Genomic DNA, 20,563 nt, shown 5'->3' on the forward strand with positions numbered 1-20,563 from the left:
TAACAACCTCAAATATAAGGATATAATCAGTCTATTTCAAACTATCGACCTTGCGTCTTGTTCTGGCAAAGCATCACATGAAGCTTTTTCCCTTGTTCATCACCGAGCTCTGCTGCTCGAGCAAAGGCTTGACAAGCTCCGTCTCGATCGTTCTTTCGGCGCAATAGAATATCAGCAATACCGAGGTAGGCCTTGGCGAATTCAGGGTCTAATGAAACACTGGTATATAGATCATTCAGGGCCTGATCATAATTCTCTCTTATGTTGTAGCAATAACCCCGCATTTGGTAAGAACGTGCACTCTCCAAGGGGTTCAATTCTATCTGTCGAGTAAAGGACCCAATGGCGGAATACGACTGACCAATGGCTACCTGAGAACACCCCAGGTAATAATAGGTAACCGAATAGTCCGGATCTAATTCAATGGCCTTTTCAGCAAATTCGATAGCCTTTTCATAACCCTGTAATTCGTAAGCCAGGGACGCCATCATACTCCAACCTTTTGCATGATCAGGATGTTGCTCTACCCAGGCTTTCAAAACCTCACCGGCTTCCTTGTGATTTTTGGTATAAATCAGGTTTTGAGCCCATGACATTGCAACAATCTCCTGGTTAGGGTTCAGTTCGTAAGCTTGTCTCAAATCGGCAGTTGCGGGTTCAAAGTTCCAATTCTCCAGGTGATGTTGCCCCCGAGATAAATACCCCTTCCAATAATCCGGGTATACTTCTATCACCCGGGTCCATAATGTTTCGCTATTCTGCCAGATTTGATTCTGTTTCCAGGTTAACAGCGAAAGGCAAATAGTCATCATCCAAGCCAGCTTGACCAGGTCGGTACGTTGAAAACGGGGATAATTATTTTTAAACCAGGTAATACCTCTTGCCCATAGAAAGAACATTCCAACAGAAGCCAGGTAGGTATAATGATCCGCCACAAAGGAGTTGTTGGTGGCATAGAGCTGAAGAACAAATAGAAGGTTGACCGTAAAAAATCCAAGTCCAAACAAAAGTGCCGGAAAACGTTTCCAACGCCACATAGCCAATCCACCCATCAAAAGAGCAGCAAATGGGTAGAGCCAATAGCGCCAGGAAGATACCTCCGGATAAGGATGAATAGGCGACAAATCGAAGGGCCAAATGTGTTGCCAGGTGTAAATGATGAATCCCATTCCGGCCAGTTTCATTTTCTCCGGCCAGGAATACACGGCATCAACCGCCACCTGATCCTGGGTGCTCGTTGCCCAAACGGCAATCAATCCAAAAGTCAAAGACAGGGCGAAAAAGGGAACCTTATCCCCCACCCATTTCCAAGACCATTTACGATTCAGGAATACATCAATTAAGATCAAAACCAACGAGAGGGAAACCGCCATTCCCTTACTCAAGCAAGACAGGCCGAAAAACAAAATTCCCAGCCACCAATACTTGCTCTTTCCAGTGAGTACATAATCCGTGTACCGCATCAAGGCCAAAAGGTAGAACAAGGTATAAAGGAGATCTTTGCGCTCCGCAGCCCATACTACCGACTCTGCCCGTAGGGGGTGAACAGCAAACAGTGCAGCGGTAAAAAAAGCAACGGCAACCTGGCCTCGTGTCAATTTCTTAATCCAGAAAAATACCAGCGCGACATTGGCAACATGGAGCATCAAATTGGTAAAGTGAACTACTGTACTACTCAGACCAAAAATGCTTCTTTCTAAGGCGAAGGACAGATAAGTCAGTGGCATGTAATTCAACCAATACGGTTGAGTGAACATGTCTATCAAAGTAGAGAAGGAAAGTACCGTGTAAGGATTTTGGACAATCAGTTTCCGATCATCCCAATTGGTAAAATCAAAGAAAAGCCCTGGCGAATAAAGAAGAAAGGTAAGCACAAGCAAACCCAGCAAATTGCGGTTCTTCTTCAGCCACTCCTTATTCATCGATTCACAACCTCCCCATTTTTATACAACACCTGCTTAACGCGTTTCCCATTAGCATTGTACTGATTGAGGACACCACTACCTGACTTGAAGGAACCTACCTCCAATGTATCCCCAGTAAAGGAAAGAACCACAGGAACCTCCCAGAGCTTTCCTCCGCGGTAAATTCTTCGGGTCCACAGTCTACCTGGCATATCGTAGAAGAAGTCGTAAACGCCTTCCTTCACTCCATTTTGATAACTGTATTTGGCTTTTACAGCACCACCCGGGTAGTATTCAATCCAATCACCATAAGGTGTTTTGTCCTGGTGATAACCTTCAATTCCAACTCGTCCAGTTTCAAAAAACCAACGAACCTTTCCAGCATACACCCCGTTTTCAATCACCCCTTCTTCTTCTAACCAACCTGCACGGTTATAGCGTTTCAAAAGAGTGAGGCTATCGCCGTCACGAAATTCTCTTACCGTTTCCAGCATAATCTTACCATTGTCGTAATAGACCTTTTCCGCCGGTTCTTGTTTTTTGATTTTGACCGTTTTCTCGACACAGTACTTCTGATGCATTTCAGATGAACGCTCATTGCCCAGCTTTTTGCCTTTCATCAAGCAGGCACAAGCACTATCCATATCATTCACCTGATTCATGTAGTAAAGGGCCATCGCTGTGTAAGTGGGTGTAAAGCTTGGATCCACATCCAAGGCCCGCTTATAGTCTTGCATGGCTTCCTTGAAGCGACCCAATTCCTGGTAAGTATTACCCCGAGCGTGGATACATTCCGTATAGACTGGCTTGATGATTAAAGCTCGATTAAAATCGGCTAAAGCGCTGTCTTGCTTTCCTTTCTTAATCCAAACATTTCCCCGGTAGTAATAATTGATTTCATCGTCTGGCTTTTTCTCCACGGCCAGGTTCAAAAACTTAAGGGCTTCGTCGTAGTTTTTTTGGTGGTACATCAGAGCGCCAAACTTGTGTAGGTTGGTCGCATTGCTTGGGTTAATCTCCAATGCACGTTGAGCACTGCGGTTGGCACTTTCAAAATCTTTGAGGGAGCTGTGCAATAGCGCCTCCTCCATGTAGTATTGACTAAAACTTGGACGCTTGGCCTGAGCCAACCGAATTTGGAACAAGGCATCGTCGTAGCGTTCTTGTTCTGCGTAAGTAGCAGCCAGGTTAGCGTGACTCTTATCGGATACCGGCCAGGTAGCTACTGCGTTTTCCCAAAGGGTTTCTCCATTCTGCCAAACTCGGGTTCTAATATTGGTACCAATAGCAAGAATGATCCATCCAACGGCCAACGTTCCGAAGATGAGTCGGTTTTTCAGCTTGTCGTCCAAAGCAGGCAAAGGCTTATTGATTAAGTAGTAGATTCCTTCTGCCAGTATAAAGCACAATCCGATATAGGGAATATAGGTGTATCGATCAGCGATAAAACCGGTGTTGGTGGCCAACAGCTGAAGGACCATAACGATGGTAACGCTGAAAAACGCGAATCCAAATACTATTACCCGAGTCACTCGGTGAGTCAAGGCAACCAAGCCTAAAAGCAAGGTTACAGCCACCGGATAAAGCCAAAAGGAATAAGGAAACTCACCCGTCCCATAAACTGGATAGGGATAGAGATTGGACAGGTTAAAGGGGAAAATAAATTTCTTCAAATAAAGCAGGTAGCCCAAACTCGCCAGGGAAACACGCTCGGGCAAGTTGTACATGGCATTCACCTGATCCTGTCCATCGGTAGCCGTGGCAAAAACGGCAATCAAACCAAAGACCATGGATAATGCAAAGAAGGGCACCTTCTCCACAATGGCCTTAGTCGTGATTTTACGCTTGTAGTAGTAATCTAAAGCGATGATGGCCAAACTCAAGGAAACGGCCATCCCCTTGGCAAAACAGGAAATGATAAAGAATCCAAGGGCAAAGAGAAGGTACTTGTTTTTCAAGCCTTGCTTCAGGTAGTTCACATAATGAATTAAAGCCAGCAAGTAAAACAAAGTATACAGCACATCCTTACGCTCTACAGCCCAACTCACCGATTCCACCCGCATGGGATTAAAGGCCCAGAAGGCTGTGGCAATTAGAGCTACCAAAGGTTTATCAGACAACTTGCGAATGAAGACATAGACCAGAATGGTATTGATCAAATGCAGCAATAGGTTATCCAGGTGAACGACAAAAGAGTTGAGTCCAAAGAAATGATGTTCCAAAGCCAGCGTGAGCAGGGTAAGCGGCTGGTAATTGAGCCAATAGGTTTGAGTAAACATGGTCACCAGGGCATCACCATCAAAATGGCGAATCAGGGGATTCCAGATAATTAGCTTGGGGTCATCCCAGTTGGTAAAATCGCAAAACAAGGACGGGTAAAAACCGGCAAAGGTCACCAACAATATAACCAGTAGCCATAGGCGCTCGGAGCGCTGAGAAAGGGTAAATGAACGACTCATGACAACTTACCAGAATTTAATTTTATGCATGGCATACCAACTCATTTTCAACAAAATAAAACCATGGCGGAATCGAGAAATATTGGTATCCCCATAGATTCTTTCCTGATAGCGAATAGGCAAATCTATAATCTTCAAATTGAGTTTGTAGGCTCCAAAAATGAGGTCGAAGTCACCAAAGGGATCAAACTCCCCAAAGAACTTTCGGTTTTTGGCCAACTTGAGGTAATCGGTGCGAAACATCACTTTGGTACCGCACAAGGTATCGCGGATAGGACGCTCCAAAATCCAGCTAAAGGCCATGCTAAAAAACTTATTCCCCATGATGTTGAGGGTTCGCATGGAGTTTTGCTCCAGGGGATAAACCATTCTTGACCCATTGATAAATTCTCCTTTACCTGAGGCCAATGCATGATAGAACTTGGGTAACTCTTCGGGCGGGACGGTTAGGTCTGCATCCAAAATCATGAGAATATCGCCCGTAGCCATTTGGTAGCCCTTGCGAACGGCATCTCCTTTTCCTTTGCCATCCTGACGAGCGATTTTTATGTCGTGGGAATCCTTGTATTTTTCGCTTATTTCCTGAATAACTTCCCAGGTATTATCGGTAGAATTTCCTTCTACAAAAATGATTTCCTGGTGTTTCCCAAACTTGGGTAGGCGTAAGATCGCATTTTCAATATTCCCTGCTTCATTTCTGGCGGGAATAACAATGGTAGAAGAATACTTCTCCTCCACATCAGACCTTGTATAAGGCTGTGGGCGAGCTACCAGAAAACTGTTTAAACACAACCTATTAATCAAAGGCAAACGTGCCAGGTAGCGGTTGCAGATAAACGAGATCAAAGGAATATTAAAAGGAATCAACATTCCCTTGGCTTGCTTAAAAGCCTCGAAGTCGGCCAGGTAAAGTAGGTTGGCAATATCTTGGTTGGACAACCAGTTTTGAACAGGCATTTTCTTTTTGAATCCCAAAGTCTCCCCCAAAGAAGAAAGAGGCTGCCAGAAGTAGTTAAAGTAACTAATCAGGACCCGAGTTTGTGGATGAGACACCCGGTGCAGGGTTTCAAAAACATCCTGCACATTAGCAAACACACCTACCACATTGGTGAGCACGATCACGTCAAACTTCTCATCCAAATCAAGCTCATCGGCTGCCATGCAATGAAATTCCAGATCGGGGTTTTCTTTTTTAGCCGCGTCAATCATGGCGGGAGAATAATCGATTCCCACACGCTTTGATCCTTTGAGTTGACTCAAAGTAGCTCCGGTTCCACAGCCAATTTCCAGCACCTTGTCATCCTCATGAATAAAGTAGTTACACCAATTGGTGATGGACTTCCAATAGTACTTCCTTCCCGATCGATACCGGGAATAGCGAGGAGCGAAGTCTTCGAAAAAAGAATAAAAACGGTTGCGGGCTTCCAGCTTAGGATTCATGTGAGCGTACTATAGTAATCGTTTGAAACATGGCAGTTAACGCATTTAATGGCGAAAAGATTCGTTCGGTTAATCTAACCATGGAAAATAAGGATGCTGGTAGGGATAAAGGAGTGGATAATCCACCGGACAAAAGGTAGGCTGCCGGCGTGTGTAATTGAACCTGTGGCGCATTCCACTGAGGGTGGTTTTTAAGAAAGCTTTTACGGTCTCGTTGAAACACGATCCAAGGCAAAGCACCATTCGCATCGGAAAGGGGGCCAGCTGAAGGAAAGGTCCATTCCGCGCGATTTGGATCGAAAGGTTCGTGGTGAATGTTTTGGTAAAAAAAACGCCCCCAAAGGGTATTGGCAGGTTCTACCATGTAAACAATTCCTCCGGGTTTAATTACCCGAGCTGCCTCTCGCAAAAACTGCTCTACATCAGGCAGGTGGTGAAATACGTTGAGCATAAACAGAGCGCTCACACTCCCCTCCTCCAAAGGCATATCTAAGGCCGAGAATGTATAATCGCAACCCAGGGGCAAAATATCGGAAGTGGTGATTCGAGGATCTCTATCTTTTAGAAAACCGCCGCCGCTTCCAATCTCCAACCACATGCCTTCGGGGCCTTTTTCTGCAGCTTGTATGAATCCATCGTACCACTCGGTGTACAACTTCTTGAGGAAGGGTTTCCCTAAGATGATTTCCCGGTGAACCAGGGAGGTTTCCGGATCATCTAAAGCCAGTGATTTTTTCTTTTCAAAAAGCTCTTTCATGACTTCGGTAATGCCAAAATATCTGCGGTTCCCTGAGGTGGAATTATTTGCTCAATGGAGTTCGAGGAGATCGATTTACCCGACTTCGCTTCAAAAAGGTCGTAGTTCAAGCCCTTAAAAAAGGTCTCAAATTGTTCGAACCGCTGCCCTCTTTCTTTTAAGAGATACAGACCACATTCAAATACCACTGCAGGACGGTATTTTTGCAGGCCCTGCTCAAATCCTTTAAGCACTTCCCACTCATATCCGTCGGTATCAATCTTGATCAGGTCCACCCGATCGATGGATTGTGCCTGAGCAAAATCGTCCAGGGAAATGGCTCCGACTCCCTCTGCCGACTTGGCGGTTCCCAGATGAACGGGATGCAAGTCGCCCTCTTCCTTCTCCAAAGACCAGCTTGAAAATGCCTTGAGTTCGGGATTCTCCTCAGATTGATCAGAAATAAAGGTCTGAGTCACTTCAATGCGTCCGGCCAAATCGGGATTGAGTTTCAAGTTCGTCTTTAGCTTTTGGAGCGCGTAGTCAGTGGGTTCAAAGGCCCATACTTTTCCTTGAGGAATCTGGCGGGCAAACTGGAGGGAAATGGCTCCTACATTGGCTCCCACATCCATCACCACGGCATTTTCGGGTAACTGAAACTGCTTGCTGGCAAAAATGTATTCCTGAAAATTGCCTCTCAACCAAATGGAGAAATCAATCCCTTCGCTGAGGTCCAGGGCATAACGAATACCATTTCGGGTTACTTCTTTGTTCTTACCGGTAATGGGTTTGAGCAAGCGATACATCGAACGAGCTACAGCAATTTTGAATGCCGTGCTCTGAAAATAGGAAGCCACCATATTATTGTGTTCCTCCCTTTATGGATTCTTTCAACTGATCGTCTTCAAATCGCTGGCGACCTAATTCAACCCCATTATCGGAGTAAACTATAGCCCAGCCTTCTCTTCGGGCTTGCTTAAAATGAGTCACCGCTTGCAAGTTTCCAGAAGGATAAAAGCTTTTCCACTCCCCTTCTTTGAGGTCGTCGAGGTAAGATCCTTTTTTACGCAAGGTTCCATCCGGGTAATAAAACTCCCACTCACCCTGGGCCCATCCTTTTTTGTAAAGTCCCTTGTGCTTTAAACTGCCGTCGTGGAAATATACTTTCCATTCACCCGAGTATTCACCATCGAGGTAAATTCCTTCCGATTGAAGCTGGCCATTGGAGAACCAGGTCTCCCATCGACCCGATTTTTTTCCTTGATCGTAGACGCCTTGCCTCCAAAGTATTTGTTGACCGTTGTAGGCGGTTGTATCTTTTGTGGAACCAAAATATTTTTTGAAAATGCCTACCTGTACGTTGTCCTTGTATTGGCTTTCCACCATCAAATTACCGTTCGGATAGTAACCGCGAAAATCCCCGTCTAACATTCCATCTACATAGGTACATTCCTTTTGGAGTGCACCCGGCTTAAAATCTTTGTAATAGGATTTAAATGGCCCTGAGTATTTCCCTTCTTTTCGCGATCCCTCCGACCGGATATATCCGTTCCGGTACCAGGTCTTAAAAGGACCATGTTCGAGATCCTTTAGAAAGTACTTTTCATACAGCATAACGCCTTCATCGGAAAACCCTTGGGCCATGCCGTTGAGTTCGCCTTTGTTGTACGTGCTCATTTCCATGATCTGACCATTGGGGTAATAAGAGGTTACAACCCCATGAACCACATCCCCGATGTAGGGAATCTCCTTTTTCAAAGCTCCGTCTTCGTAGTAGATCTCAACAGGTCCTTCGAGAAAACCATCCGCAAAAAAGAGCGTTTGTCTTACTTGACCATTTTCATGGTACAAAATCCACATTCCCGTATTCTTTCCACGGTTGTAGCTTCCCTCCTGCTCCAGCTTTCCATCTGGATAGTAGCGGGAATACTTACCGTGGCGAACGTTTCCGGTATCCACCTTTTGAATTCCAAATACTTCCTTAAAGCCCTGTTTATCAACCAGGGAATCCGTTTGAGCCTTTACTTGAAAGGCAAAAAGAAGCGCTATGATCAAACAACCAATAGGTCGAAACAATGCCATCGAATCTATTTTACGGTAAGAGGAACCTGAGTTGCTTCAATAGGCTGTCGGTGCCCGTAGTTAAACAGAGCAGCCAGAGCGTAGTTGCCCGGAGAAAGTTGCGTGGGCAATACCAGTTTTACCTTTAAAGGGTGTCCTGGATATACAGTAATCTTTTTAGGCTGATACTTTTCTTCCACCGCCGTTTCGATGTTGGCCAAGGCCAGGCTAAGCTCGCCTTCTACAATTTTGTCACCCGTATTTTCAACGGTTACTTCAAATACCCGAAACCCGTTGAATTTCTCATCCAGTTCGTGCAAGTCAAAAACCCGGGATTTGTAGTTGTTATTGGATTTAGGAGATTGCTTCACCAAAATGGCAATTCTGGGTAACACGATCACACCCGCAGCGGTCTTGTCCTTATCAATAGGATCTACCCCTTCTTTTTCACGGGATTGAACATGAATCATTCCCCAGCGGGTTTGAAAATTGTTTTGAGGAACCGTTATAATAACGTCAAAAGTTGCTGATTCATTAGGATTCAGATCTAAATATCCGGGGTTAATCGTCATCCAGGAAGACAAGCTTCGTTCCGAGGTACCAACCTCCATGGAGTACTTTCCTCCCTTTTCGTTTACTCCGTAGTCAGCCATTTTAAAAACGAAACGCTGAGGTTCGTTGGCATGATTGGTAATGGTAACCTTTTTGGTTTCGATATTACCAGGCTCAACCTGATAACTCATAACAACTGGAGCAACTTCAAAATCCTGGGCGCTCAATCCTGTATATAGAAGTGCAGCGAACAAGGTGGTGAGTAGATGTTTCATATTGGGCGAATTAATTTTCAAAGTAGAGCTTTATACGCCGAAGTTTAATTTGGGTTTTGGTCAATTTTCTAACAAAGATGCCTTAAAAATCATAACCCCTTGCTGACAAGGTTATTAACAACCGATTTTTAACAGTTTCATCGATCAAATTCATATGGGCAGACGAAAAAAAACTTCTTTGGTCCTAACTTTTTTGTTTGCCCCCCGTACAAGGGGTCATCAATAATCGAAATTGTTAAACTACTAAAACACAAAAAATGAAAAAATTCGGAACGTTGCTTGCCGCCTTTGCTCTCTTCAGTGCCACGGCCAATGCTCAAGCTGTTTCAGATCGTGATGTTGTACCCATTGCCGTTAACCTGAACCAGATTTTGCGTCTGGATATTCTGGATGGTGGTAACGTAGAATTTACGTTCTCAACTATTGAGCAGTATGAAAGTGGAATTGATAATGATGATGAGTACAACACTCGTTTTTCAGTATCATCTTCCTCGGATTGGGAAGTAAGAATGGGATCAGAGGACGCGACTTTCATTGGAGTGGACGATAACACCCACACAATCGAACTAAACAATGTTGGTTACACTTTGGAAATTACAGGTAACCACGTATTAGGAACAGAGTTGTTGACTGAAATGACAACATCTACTACTTCCTGGGACTCATCTAACGACGTTGAAGCCTTGTTGCAATACTCAACTGGTATGAACCGTCTTTTGTTCCGTCACACTGATACATCTAACGACTCAAACGCTGGCGATGAAGCAGATAACGACTTCACCATTCACTGGAGATGTGGTACTACTGAAGCTTCAAACAACGCGAACGACGATATGAATACACAGTCACTCATCGATCAGGGTAATGCCGCTGACCGTTACGTGACGAACGTGATCTTTGAGCTGAACGCTTCTAATTAAGATTCATTTGTTCATGATATAAAAAATGGCCCTAGTGGCCATTTTTTTGTCTTGTTACATTTGCTTAAAAGCGTTCAACATTGTTCCTGAGAGTAGCATTATTATTATTATTTGCCCTTGCCGGCTGCTTGCAATCTGTCGCCCAGGAATGGAATTATGCCCGGGTCTCTATTGTTAATGGAGGTCGGGTGCCCTTTAACTTCAATTCCCTGAACAAATTGAAAAACGGGATAACCCTCACTGACTACACCGTAATCGGAATCACCATGGTTGACAGCAACCAGGTTGGTCACGATCTAACGGGATTTGAATTGCAGTTTCGTGCCTTTAATGGCGCCACGCAAATCACAGGTGAGAACCCACTCAATTTTTTACCACTCAGCGAAATCGAAGTTGAAGCCAGCGACAACGGAATAGGAACGGCTCCCGGAGTAATCATTTTTAATGACGGACTCGGAGGACCTCAGGAATTGGATCAGGTGTTTAAGAATTGTGTAGAATACACCGAAGCGGCGGCCTTAGGCGCGCCGGTTTTTAACAGTCTGGACGCGGCATCTCACCAGATTAATATCAGTTACCGTTGTGGGGACGGCGGTAGCCTGTTGGGAATGCCTGCAGACTATTACAGTGTTGAAATTGAATTCCAGCTTATCCCTACAGGGCCTGGATTCTAAATACATAAACACCCAGTGGGAACCATTAGGTCAATCATTTGGAGCGGCCTCTTGCTATTTAGCCTTGCCGCCCATGCCCAGGTTACCGAGCCCGATTCTACGGGTATCGCAGGAGACTCCTTGGCTTTGGATTCTCTGGGTGATGGCTTGAGCCTGCAAGAAAAACTGGATCAACTCAATCCAGATGGCGATCTGTCGATTGCCTTTATGAGACCTAATCAATCTCACTCTCCCGATTCTTCCTACTTCAATATTGTCAAGATTGACAACAACACGGGAAGCCCCATTTCCGGAAAGGTTAAAATCATAGGCCCTGACAACTGGAACATCGTATACAGTATATCAGGATCTACGACAGTTCAGCCTGGACAACCTCTCTATATCCCCTTCCGAATATCCCTTCCCGCAGAAACTTACGGAGGCCTGAGTTATATTCTCAACGCCTATTTTGAATTGGACGACAAGAAATATACCGGTATCGATTTCGTTCGTACCCCGGTTAAGTCCAACTGGAAATTGATCATGGACAAAGGGTTGGCTTACCAAACCAAAACGGATGAGTTTACCCCCATGCAGTTCAAGTTGAAGAACGATGGAAACACCACGGAACTTATTCGGGTGCAGCTGGAAATCGGGAAACTTCTTAAGGTAAGCGGATTCAACAAAGACCTCAATTTCAAATACATTGAAATTCCTCCGCAAACAGACACTACCATTACCTGGTATGTGATGCCCAACACCGACATGGACCCGGATTTGGCCGACCGCTACAAGAATAGCTGGAAAGCCACCTCGATCAATTTGGAAGTGGGCAACACCGAAAAGAAAGAATACCGAAGTTTCCGTGTAATAGCCTTGGAAAGTGAGTATACCAATGAGCGTCCTACGAGCAAATTCCCCTTAAACATCAGCGGTCGTTTTTCGAACCTGATTTTTGTCAAAAGACCTCGGCTGCGCCTGAATGTGTGGGGCACCGTTGAGCTAAAACGTCAACGAGAATTGTACTACCGCTTCTACAGTATTTGGAATTTCAATAAGCTGGATCAGTGGAACTACAACCAAAATGCCTTTTTGTACTTGGTTTACCGTTCACCAAAACTCACCTTGACTTACGGCGATCGTTTGAATACGGGTAAGCTACACTCGGTGAATGGTCGAGGAATAAACGCTTACTACAAGCTTCTCAAAAACCACCACATTGAAGCCGGATATGTAAGCTATCCGTTAGCGCCCATTCAAGGGTTTTCGGCTTTTTACAACGGTTTTTACAAAAATGGAATCACCGCCCGTGCCGGGATTATTTTGGAGACCAACGAGGTATTCCGCTACAATGCGCAGTCGCTGCAATTGGGTGGTAAATTGAGGGTATTGAAGTACAACCACGTATTCCTGGATGTGTTGTTCACCCAAGCGGACTTCAACAACATGAATACTTTCCCGGGAATCAACACCAGCCAATCGGATACATCCGTTCTGGGTTATGCCTACAACCTGGGCTATGCGTTTGGGTTTAGAAAATTCAGTTTCTCAATCAACAACCTAAATCACACCAACAACTACATTATGAATAGTGGCTCCAATCAAATTCGGATTCGGAGTATGTACAAGTTCACCAAAAAGGTGCTGCTGGAGCTCAACTACAACCTCAGACGCCAAAACCAAACCCGGTATCCCCTGCGATTCTTCCGACCAACGGATTACTACAACTACGACTATGGATTGCTAACCATTCAAATGCCTTTAGGGGACCGAACGATCAGCCGAATTGGACCTTCTTATGTGGGATCGGTGAACAATCGCTACAATACGCTCAGACAAACCGAGACCCGCAACTCCTTATACAACCCGGGTATTTATGGATTGATGCGTTACCGTCTGGATGAATTTAAATCGGTATCTCTGAATTTTAATGCCGGTGCCTATCAGGTTCAAGTAGCCTCGAACGATACTTTATTTCCCAATTGGACTTCCAACTGGGAGCCTACTTACCGTGTTGGGATAAACTATTATGGAAAGCACCTGCGAGTTTTGGCCTATTACTCCAAGAATCCAACTTTCCGTCTGGTATACGATCCATTGGCTGATGAGCCCTATGACTTATCCCCGAATCAGATTATTCAGATTCGTCCGGCCTACCAGCGTTTCTTCTTCAACAACTTTATTAAGCTGACGACCTACCTCAACTACATGTACATGCTCCCAGCACGACGGGTGGCCACCGGCGTTTATTTACGCGGAGATTTGTACCTACCGAATTACTGGTCGTTTAACGCTGCTGCCAACTGGCAAAGCACCAGCTGGAACCGGGAAGGAAGCGGAACCGTTACCACCAATGGTTTGACCATGTTGTTTGGATTTAAGAAATCATTTGACTGGCAGCAACCTCGAATGAAGTACTACGACATCGACGTGGTATGTTTTAAAGATGTGAACGGAAATGGAATGAAGGATGAAAACGAAAACGTTTTGCCGAACATTCTGATTCACTTTGAAAGAAACACCGAGATTCCGGATGTAGACAAGGTCTACTTTGCCAGCAAAGATCTTTGTACCAGTCCTGAGGGCATGGTGGAATACAACAAAATTGCCGAAGGAACTTATGACATTTCCATCATCCCCATGGAAAATTTGCAGGACATTTTCCCTCGCTATGGCAACGAACAAAAAATAATTATCACCTCAAACACCACGTATTACATTCCTTTTATCGAGTCCTTCAAATCGGTTGGGAAGGTTATGGTAGAACGTGATGAGAACTTCAGTAATCACGACAACCTGGAGCTTAAAGGAATAAAGATTACCGCCACCAACAGCAACAACGAAGAGTTTGCCACCTTTACCGATGACTATGGAAACTACACCTTAACGATTCCTCAATCGGGCGTTTTCCAGGTGAAATGCCACAACACCCTGGGCCCTGATTTTGAAATTGAAAACGACGAGTACATCATCGACTTTAGTCAAAATGCGGTGTACAACATCGACTTTGTTTTCAAGGAGAAAGACCGTGGCATCAATACGTCAGGAAATCAGGTATACCAGTTTAAATCATTTGGTGCCGGCAATGACGAACCCAAAGCTGAACCTGAAAAGACTCAGGATCCAGCAGCAGGCAGTGGCGGTGGTGTAAGCCCCGAACTGGAAAAACTGATCAAAGACCAGCAGGAGTTGATTCAGGCCTTGTCTGATCGATTGAAAAACTTAGAAGAAAAAACAGCTCAACAACAGAGCGCACCGGCTCAGGTAGCTGCTCCAAATGCCTTCCAAAACGGACGTAGACAAACCGATATTCCGGACAACATCCTAAATGAGGAAACCGAATTTGATCCACAAAAACTCGGCTACCGGGTTGACCTGGGTGAGTTTACCAATGACGTTCCTGCGGACATTCTTAATAAGCTCATTCGCCTGGGATACAAAGAAGACAATGAACCTATTGATGGCAAGGTGCGCTACCTGTCAGAAAAGTTCCGTCAACTACCAAATGCTGAAAGCTACCGGGATGATATGATTGATGAAGGATTTAAGGATCCAGATCCAAAAATTGTTGCGGACTACGACGGCAAAATCATTTCACTGGAAGAAGCTGAACGACTTAAGCGTCAGGATGAAGAAAGAAGACGTCAGCAAGCCGAACAGCGTCGTGCTCAACAGGCCCGCTCCAATGCCACTCCTGCCCAGGCAACACAAGCTCCTGCAACAACGAATAACCAAACCACCGATGGTGAATCGCTGGAATCATTGGCCGACATGAGCGACTACGAAGACTTGAATAACTTGATTGACGAGTTAATCGATCAAAATGAAGGACCACAGGAAATTGACAATCGCCAGGAATTTGATCAGGTAGATGACTTGATCGATGACTTGTTATTGAAAACCAATCCTGATGCACCTAACAACGGCATTGAATCCATAGATAAGAAGAAGATCTCCTATCGCCTTGAGCTGGGTGTATTTGAAGCTAACTTGAACCCGGATCAATTAAAGAAATTGGAAGAACTGGGTTACGTTTCAAAAGGTGCATCCAAAAACGATCCACCAGTAGCCTTCTTGTCCAATACCTTCTCTGATATCAGCCTTGCTGAGAAGTATCAAAAAGAATTGGAAGCAGCCGGATTTGGTAAACCAAGAATCGTTGGAGATTATGATGGTGTATTGATTACGGTAAAAGAAGCCCAGATGCTTATCAACGCAGGTAATTAGATCATTTTTAGGCAGTCCCCAAAAAAGCCAAAAAGGTGAACTTAGGTAAAAATGCAATATTTTGGTCCTGCATTTAAACCACTGTTTTGAAAACGAACCTACTTCTCTTAGCCCTACTAACCCTGGGCTGTTTATACCTGCATGGTCAGAATCCTTACGGATATCAGGGACATCGCCTGTATCTTCAGTACAATTTTGGCGCATCTGTAAACCTGATTGGAAACAAACCCGAAAATCCAACTGCCCTACCCTATCTAAACCGATTTCACGATTTGTCGCTCAACTATTGCCTCAATCGCCATTGGGTGGCAGGCATCCACGGCATGTATAGCCGAGATGTGGCCGACATCGAATACACCAGTGCCCATATTTTTGACTCAAGAAAAACTTATACCCCTTTTCGAACTACCGAGGTAGGCATTCAATTTTACCGATTCATCAATGATTTAAATGCGCCACTTGGCACCTATTTGAATGTAGGCTTGGGCATGGCGATTACTGAATTGGACGGAACAGTAAGAGCAAGCGTCATCACCGAAGCGGCCAATTGGTGGAACAGTACTCATCAGGAGACCGTTTTTTCCTACACCCAAACTCGTCCTTACCTCTCTCCCATGCTGCGCCTTGGAATAGGCACCCAGCATTTGATTGGGAACCACCTTATGATTAACGTAGCCGGTCAACTAGGGCTCAACCTGGCCTGGATTCACGAAAGACGAGTGGCCACTGATATATTCTCTGATGACAACATCGATAGTTCAGAAATGACATCAAACGAGGATTTAGAATCATTAACCAAAAGCGCTACTCAATCTCGTATTTCCTTTAAAAACTTCTACCATTTCCGACTGGGCATAGGGTATTTGTTCTAAGGCATGGCCTGAAATAGAGTCCAGGTATTTGCTCTCTTGAAGGGCGTTCAATTCGTCATTTCGAAAACATTTTTGGCTCCGATTGTTATACTCTTCGGTTGCTATACCCAAACTGCTATTTTTGTCTTTCGATTTTCAACAACGATGAGAAAACACCTACTACTTAGTGCTCTTTTGGTTTTGGCTGTAATTAGCAGCTGGGCAAAAGGAAGCCACTCGCCTTCCCCATTGAGTTCGACCGAGGTTTTGGAACGCCTTCAAAAGTTAAACGTCATGGGCTCTGTGCTATACATTGCTGCACACCCGGATGATGAAAACACCCGCCTCATTTCTTGGCTGGCCAATGACAAAAAGGTACGAACCGCTTACCTATCGCTTACCCGTGGAGACGGCGGACAGAACCTGATTGGAACTGAAAAAGGAGAACTAATTGGTGTGCTCAGAACCCAGGAGTTGCTCGAAGCCCGCAAGATTGACGGAGGCCAGCAATTCTTTAGCCGTGCAGTGGACTTTGGGTATTCCAAAACCAGCGAAGAGACTTTTCAAAAATGGGATGAGCAAGAAGTACTAAGGGATATGGTGTGGGTAATCCGTCAATTTAGACCTGACATCATCATCACTCGATTCCCAAAAGATAAATATGCCGGACATGGTCATCATTCCGCGTCAGCCATTCTTGCTGAAAAAGCCTTTGATATGGCCGGAGACCCAGCTCAGTTTCCCGAGCAGTTATCGGTAGTTACGGCTTGGAAACCAAATCGCATGTATCACAACACCTCTGAATGGTGGGATAAATCGCTTCCGGAAAAGGCCAAATACCGCGACGACATTATATCCATCGATGTCGGGTCATACAACCCTAACTTGGGTCAGTGGCACAACCAGATTGCCATGGAAAGCCGAAGCCAGCACAAGAGCCAGGGATTCGGAGCTTCGTTGCTTCGCGGAGAGCAAATGGAATACCTGCAATACATCAAAGGGCAAAAAGCAGGTAACAACGATTTGTTTCAAGGACTCGACATTTCCTGGAAACGCTTAGCTAAAACCGAAACCATTCAAAACCGGTTAAACGATATCATCGAAGCCTACGATCCTCGCGACCCTTCTAAATCAGTTCCCGACTTGGTGGAACTGTACCAAATGATGGAAAAATACCCGTACCGCGATTTTATGATGGATCGAAAAAAGGAAGAATTAAAGCAATTGATCTTTGATGCATCCGGACTTTGGATCGAGGCCATCGCTTCTGAGGAATATGGAGTACCTGGTTCACCTATTCGAATTACCGCGGAAATCATCAATGCAGGAAACTATCCTGGCATCGATCTGGATACGGTTCATTTTCCAGGAAAAGATACCGCCATCCTTAACCCCATTGAAGTGAACAAGTGGTTGAAATACACCACCACCTATACCTTGCCTGCCAATACCCCAATCACTCAGCCCTATTGGTTGACCGAGCCCTATGAAAACATGTTTGTGGTGCGCGACCCCATGCTTCGGGGATTACCGGAAAACCCTCCTACCTTAACCGTAGGCTATAAAATCATGATTGGCGGCACTTACTTCACCTACACCACTCCGGTAGTTTACAAATGGAGAGACCGGGTAGACGGGGAAAATGTGGCCAATTTCTCCGTGGTTCCGGATGTAACCGTCAACCTGGATGATAAGGTATACCTGGCCCCGAATGGAAAAGAGCAAACGATTAGCGTAACGCTTCAAACCCACAAAGAAAGACTAACGGGTAAACTCGAACTAAAGGTTCCTGAAGGATGGGATATTTTACCTGCCAATCATCAATTTACCATCAACACCAAAGGAACAACCAAGGTTTACACCTTTCGTGCTGTTCCCGGAAAAAATGCTCAAACCGGCCCCCTCAAGGCGCAGTGTGTAGTGGGACCAAAAACATTTGATCGCTCTCTTGTGGTGATCGATTACCTCCATATTCACAAACAGGTACTTTTCCCAAAATGTGAGGGAAAATTGGTAGCCGTTGACCTCCAATCGCTTTCTACCAAGGTGGGATACATTAAAGGGGCAGGTGATGAAATTCCTGAGGCTTTGATGCAAATGGGGCTTCAACCTACCATCATTGTTCCGGAGGAAATTCCCTCAACCCCGCTGGACAGCTTCGATGTAATTCTTACCGGAATCCGAGCGTACAATACCCAAGAAGCGCTGGGCTCTTTCCAGGAACTTTTGCTCAATTATGTAGAGAAAGGCGGTCTACTTGTGGTGCAGTACAACACCAACCGAGGTTTGAAAACAGAGAACATTGGCCCCTATCCTTTTTCCCTTTCCAGAGATCGGGTAACCGATGAGTATGCTGAAGTTCGGTTTAAATCTCCCGATCATTCCATTTTGCAGATTCCTAATAAGCTAAGCCAGGAAGACTTTGAAGGCTGGGTACAAGAACGAGGATTATACTTTGCTAATAAGTGGGATAACCAGTACGAAACCGTATTGTCCTGGAACGACCCAGGCGAAAAACCCATGGAAGGCGGATTGATTGCAGCGCCTTATGGCAAAGGACACTTTGTGTATACAGGAATTTCATTTTTCCGCCAATTGCCTGCGGGTGTAGAAGGAGCATATCGACTATTTGCGAATATTCTATCCTATGGAAAGCAACCCGCCAAATAACAAACCTCCTTTGTTTTCCAAATGGAGTAACTGGTACTGGTTCATCGCCTTTGCCCTGGTTGCTCAAATTGGTATTTATCTCTTGCTAACTCAGCATTTCTCATGAGTCAAATTGACTGGGTAGTTTTAATTGGGACGCTCGCAACAATTGTGGGCTATGGAGTTTGGAAAACCCGAAAAAATGCCAACCTCAACGAATACCTCAAGGGAGGAAAAGACTTAGGCTGGGCTACTATTGGGCTTTCGGTAATGGCTACACAGGCCAGTGCCATCACCTTCATTTCCACACCCGGACAGGCTTATGAATCGGGAATGGCATTTGTGCAGAATTACTTCGGTCTGCCGCTTGCCCTGATTGTGGTTTGTGCGGTTTTCATTCCCATTTATTACAAGCTCAAAGTCTATACCGCCTACGAATACCTGGAACAGCGATTTGACCTCAAGGTCCGACTATTAACGGCCTTTTTGTTTCTCGTTCAGCGTGGACTCGCAGCAGGGATTACGATTTATGCGCCGGCCATTATACTGGCTGCGATGCTGGGTTGGGATTTGAACCTAACCATCATTGGAGTGGGAGCCCTTGTAATCATCTATACCGTTACCGGAGGTACCCGAGCGGTAAGCCTGACTCAGAAGTGGCAAATGATGATCATTCTTACCGGAATGTTCACTGCCTTTTTCCTTTTGCTGCAAAGCTTACCCGAATCCTTTGGATTTACCGACGCTCTGCATGTGGCTGGAAAATCGGGTCGTTTGGAAATCGTTGATTTTTCCTTTGATCTGAAAAAGAGATATACCATTTGGACCGGGATAGGTGGTGGATTTTTCTTAGCACTCTCCTACTTTGGCACCGATCAATCTCAAGTTCAACGCTACCTGGGTGGTAAATCCGTAAACGAAAGCCGAATGGGGCTCATTTTCAATGCCTTATTGAAGATCCCAATGCAGTTTTTCATTTTGCTGACCGGGGTATTGGTTTTCGTTTTTTACCAGCTTAATGATCAGCCCTTGTTGTTCAACAGAAATGCCGTTTCAGCCGTGCAGCAGTCTGAATATGCGGAAGAGTTTTCTCAACTCAATCACCAGCATCACCTTCTGCACGACCAGAAAAAGGAAACGATTCACCACCTCGTTCAGGCCATTCATGAAGAAGACCAGGATCAAACCGATATATACCAGAATCAATTGCAGGTGATGGACAAAGAGTCCAAAGCACTACGCGATCAGGCACAGGAATTGGCTTTTCAGGCCGATCCCACCACCGTATCCAAAGATTCAGATTACGTTTTCCTGACCTATATTCTCGACCATTTACCAAAAGGGATTGTAGGGTTATTGATAGCCGTGATACTTTCAGCTGCCATGTCTTCAACTTCGGGCGAGCTCAATGCATTGGCCTCAACCACTACGATCGATTTTTACAAGCGATTGGGAAAGGTCCAAAGTGCTAAACAGGAAGTATTGGCGTCGAAATGGCTCACCTTATTTTGGGGCATTCTGGCCATTAGCTTCGCCCTTTTTGCCCGCCTGGTGGAGAATTTGATTGAGGCGGTTAATATCCTTGGGTCCCTGTTTTACGGGACGGTTCTGGGTGTCTTTTTGATCGCTTTTTTCTTGAAAAAACTAAAGAGTTTTGAGACCTTTATTGGCGCTATCATCACCCAAACTTTGGTCATCGCATCCTTCTTCATTCTTGGCGATGACGTTAGCTATCTGTTATATAACCTCTTGGGCTGTCTATCAGTCCTGATTTTTTCCTACCTTGTGGGGCTTTTTAGAAATTGAAAGTAACGTATTAATCTTACCCTGGATTAG

13 protein-coding genes are annotated in these 20,563 nt (G+C 45.0%); 6 read left to right on the plus strand and 7 right to left on the minus strand.

Features of this window, described 5'->3' with window-relative positions:
- Positions 1–41: 41 nt before the first annotated feature.
- Genes KFE98_04140 through KFE98_04170 form a run of 7 tightly spaced genes read right to left on the minus strand, consistent with a single transcriptional unit; the run spans position 42 to position 9,427 of the window.
- A complete protein-coding gene (locus KFE98_04140; protein UTW63357.1) occupies positions 42–1,922 on the minus strand; it encodes a tetratricopeptide repeat protein in 1,881 nt (626 codons plus the stop codon).
- Positions 1,919–4,363 carry a tetratricopeptide repeat protein gene (locus tag KFE98_04145; GenBank protein ID UTW63358.1) on the minus strand — a complete coding sequence of 815 codons (2,445 nt, stop codon included), beginning with the start codon at positions 4,361–4,363 and terminating at the stop codon, positions 1,919–1,921. Before KFE98_04145 ends, KFE98_04140 begins: the two co-directional genes overlap by 4 nt.
- Positions 4,364–4,369: 6 nt before the next feature.
- Positions 4,370–5,803 carry a glycosyltransferase gene (locus tag KFE98_04150; protein ID UTW63359.1) on the minus strand — a complete coding sequence of 478 codons (1,434 nt, stop codon included), beginning with the start codon at positions 5,801–5,803 and terminating at the stop codon, positions 4,370–4,372.
- The gene (locus tag KFE98_04155; protein UTW63360.1) at positions 5,793–6,560 is read right to left on the minus strand and encodes a class I SAM-dependent methyltransferase; all 768 of its coding nucleotides are present in this window, start codon (positions 6,558–6,560) and stop codon (positions 5,793–5,795) included. Before KFE98_04155 ends, KFE98_04150 begins: the two co-directional genes overlap by 11 nt.
- Positions 6,557–7,399, minus strand: coding sequence for an FkbM family methyltransferase (locus KFE98_04160; GenBank protein UTW63361.1), 843 nt, complete (start codon positions 7,397–7,399; stop codon positions 6,557–6,559). The genes KFE98_04155 and KFE98_04160 overlap by 4 nt, the downstream gene beginning before the upstream one ends.
- A 1-nt stretch (position 7,400) precedes the next feature.
- Entirely contained in the window at positions 7,401–8,621 is a 1,221-nt protein-coding gene (locus KFE98_04165) for a hypothetical protein (GenBank protein UTW63362.1), read from the minus strand.
- Positions 8,622–8,626: 5 nt separating this feature from the next.
- Positions 8,627–9,427, minus strand: coding sequence for a hypothetical protein (locus KFE98_04170; protein UTW63363.1), 801 nt, complete (start codon positions 9,425–9,427; stop codon positions 8,627–8,629).
- A gap of 275 nt (positions 9,428–9,702) precedes the next feature.
- On the opposite strand from KFE98_04170, the gene KFE98_04175 reads away from it, so the two are divergent.
- The 6 genes from KFE98_04175 to KFE98_04200 all read left to right on the plus strand — a co-directional run bounded on the left by KFE98_04175 (position 9,703) and on the right by KFE98_04200 (position 20,533).
- Complete coding sequence (locus tag KFE98_04175; GenBank protein ID UTW63364.1) at positions 9,703–10,347, plus strand: hypothetical protein; 645 nt, start codon at positions 9,703–9,705, stop codon at positions 10,345–10,347.
- A 218-nt stretch (positions 10,348–10,565) separates the two neighbouring features.
- Positions 10,566–11,021 carry a hypothetical protein gene (locus KFE98_04180; GenBank protein UTW63365.1) on the plus strand — a complete coding sequence of 152 codons (456 nt, stop codon included), beginning with the start codon at positions 10,566–10,568 and terminating at the stop codon, positions 11,019–11,021.
- A 15-nt stretch (positions 11,022–11,036) separates the two neighbouring features.
- The gene (locus tag KFE98_04185) at positions 11,037–15,227 is read left to right on the plus strand and encodes a TonB-dependent receptor (GenBank protein UTW63366.1); all 4,191 of its coding nucleotides are present in this window, start codon (positions 11,037–11,039) and stop codon (positions 15,225–15,227) included.
- Positions 15,228–15,313: 86 nt separating this feature from the next.
- Complete coding sequence (locus KFE98_04190; protein UTW63367.1) at positions 15,314–16,099, plus strand: hypothetical protein; 786 nt, start codon at positions 15,314–15,316, stop codon at positions 16,097–16,099.
- A 144-nt stretch (positions 16,100–16,243) separates the two neighbouring features.
- A complete protein-coding gene (locus tag KFE98_04195; protein UTW63368.1) occupies positions 16,244–18,748 on the plus strand; it encodes a PIG-L family deacetylase in 2,505 nt (834 codons plus the stop codon).
- Positions 18,749–18,850: 102 nt separating this feature from the next.
- Complete coding sequence (locus KFE98_04200) at positions 18,851–20,533, plus strand: sodium:solute symporter (protein UTW63369.1); 1,683 nt, start codon at positions 18,851–18,853, stop codon at positions 20,531–20,533.
- Positions 20,534–20,563: the final 30 nt, after the last annotated feature.

The sequence above is a fragment of the bacterium SCSIO 12741 genome, from assembly GCA_024398055.1.
GTDB lineage: Bacteria > Bacteroidota > Bacteroidia > Flavobacteriales_G > Salibacteraceae > SCSIO-12741.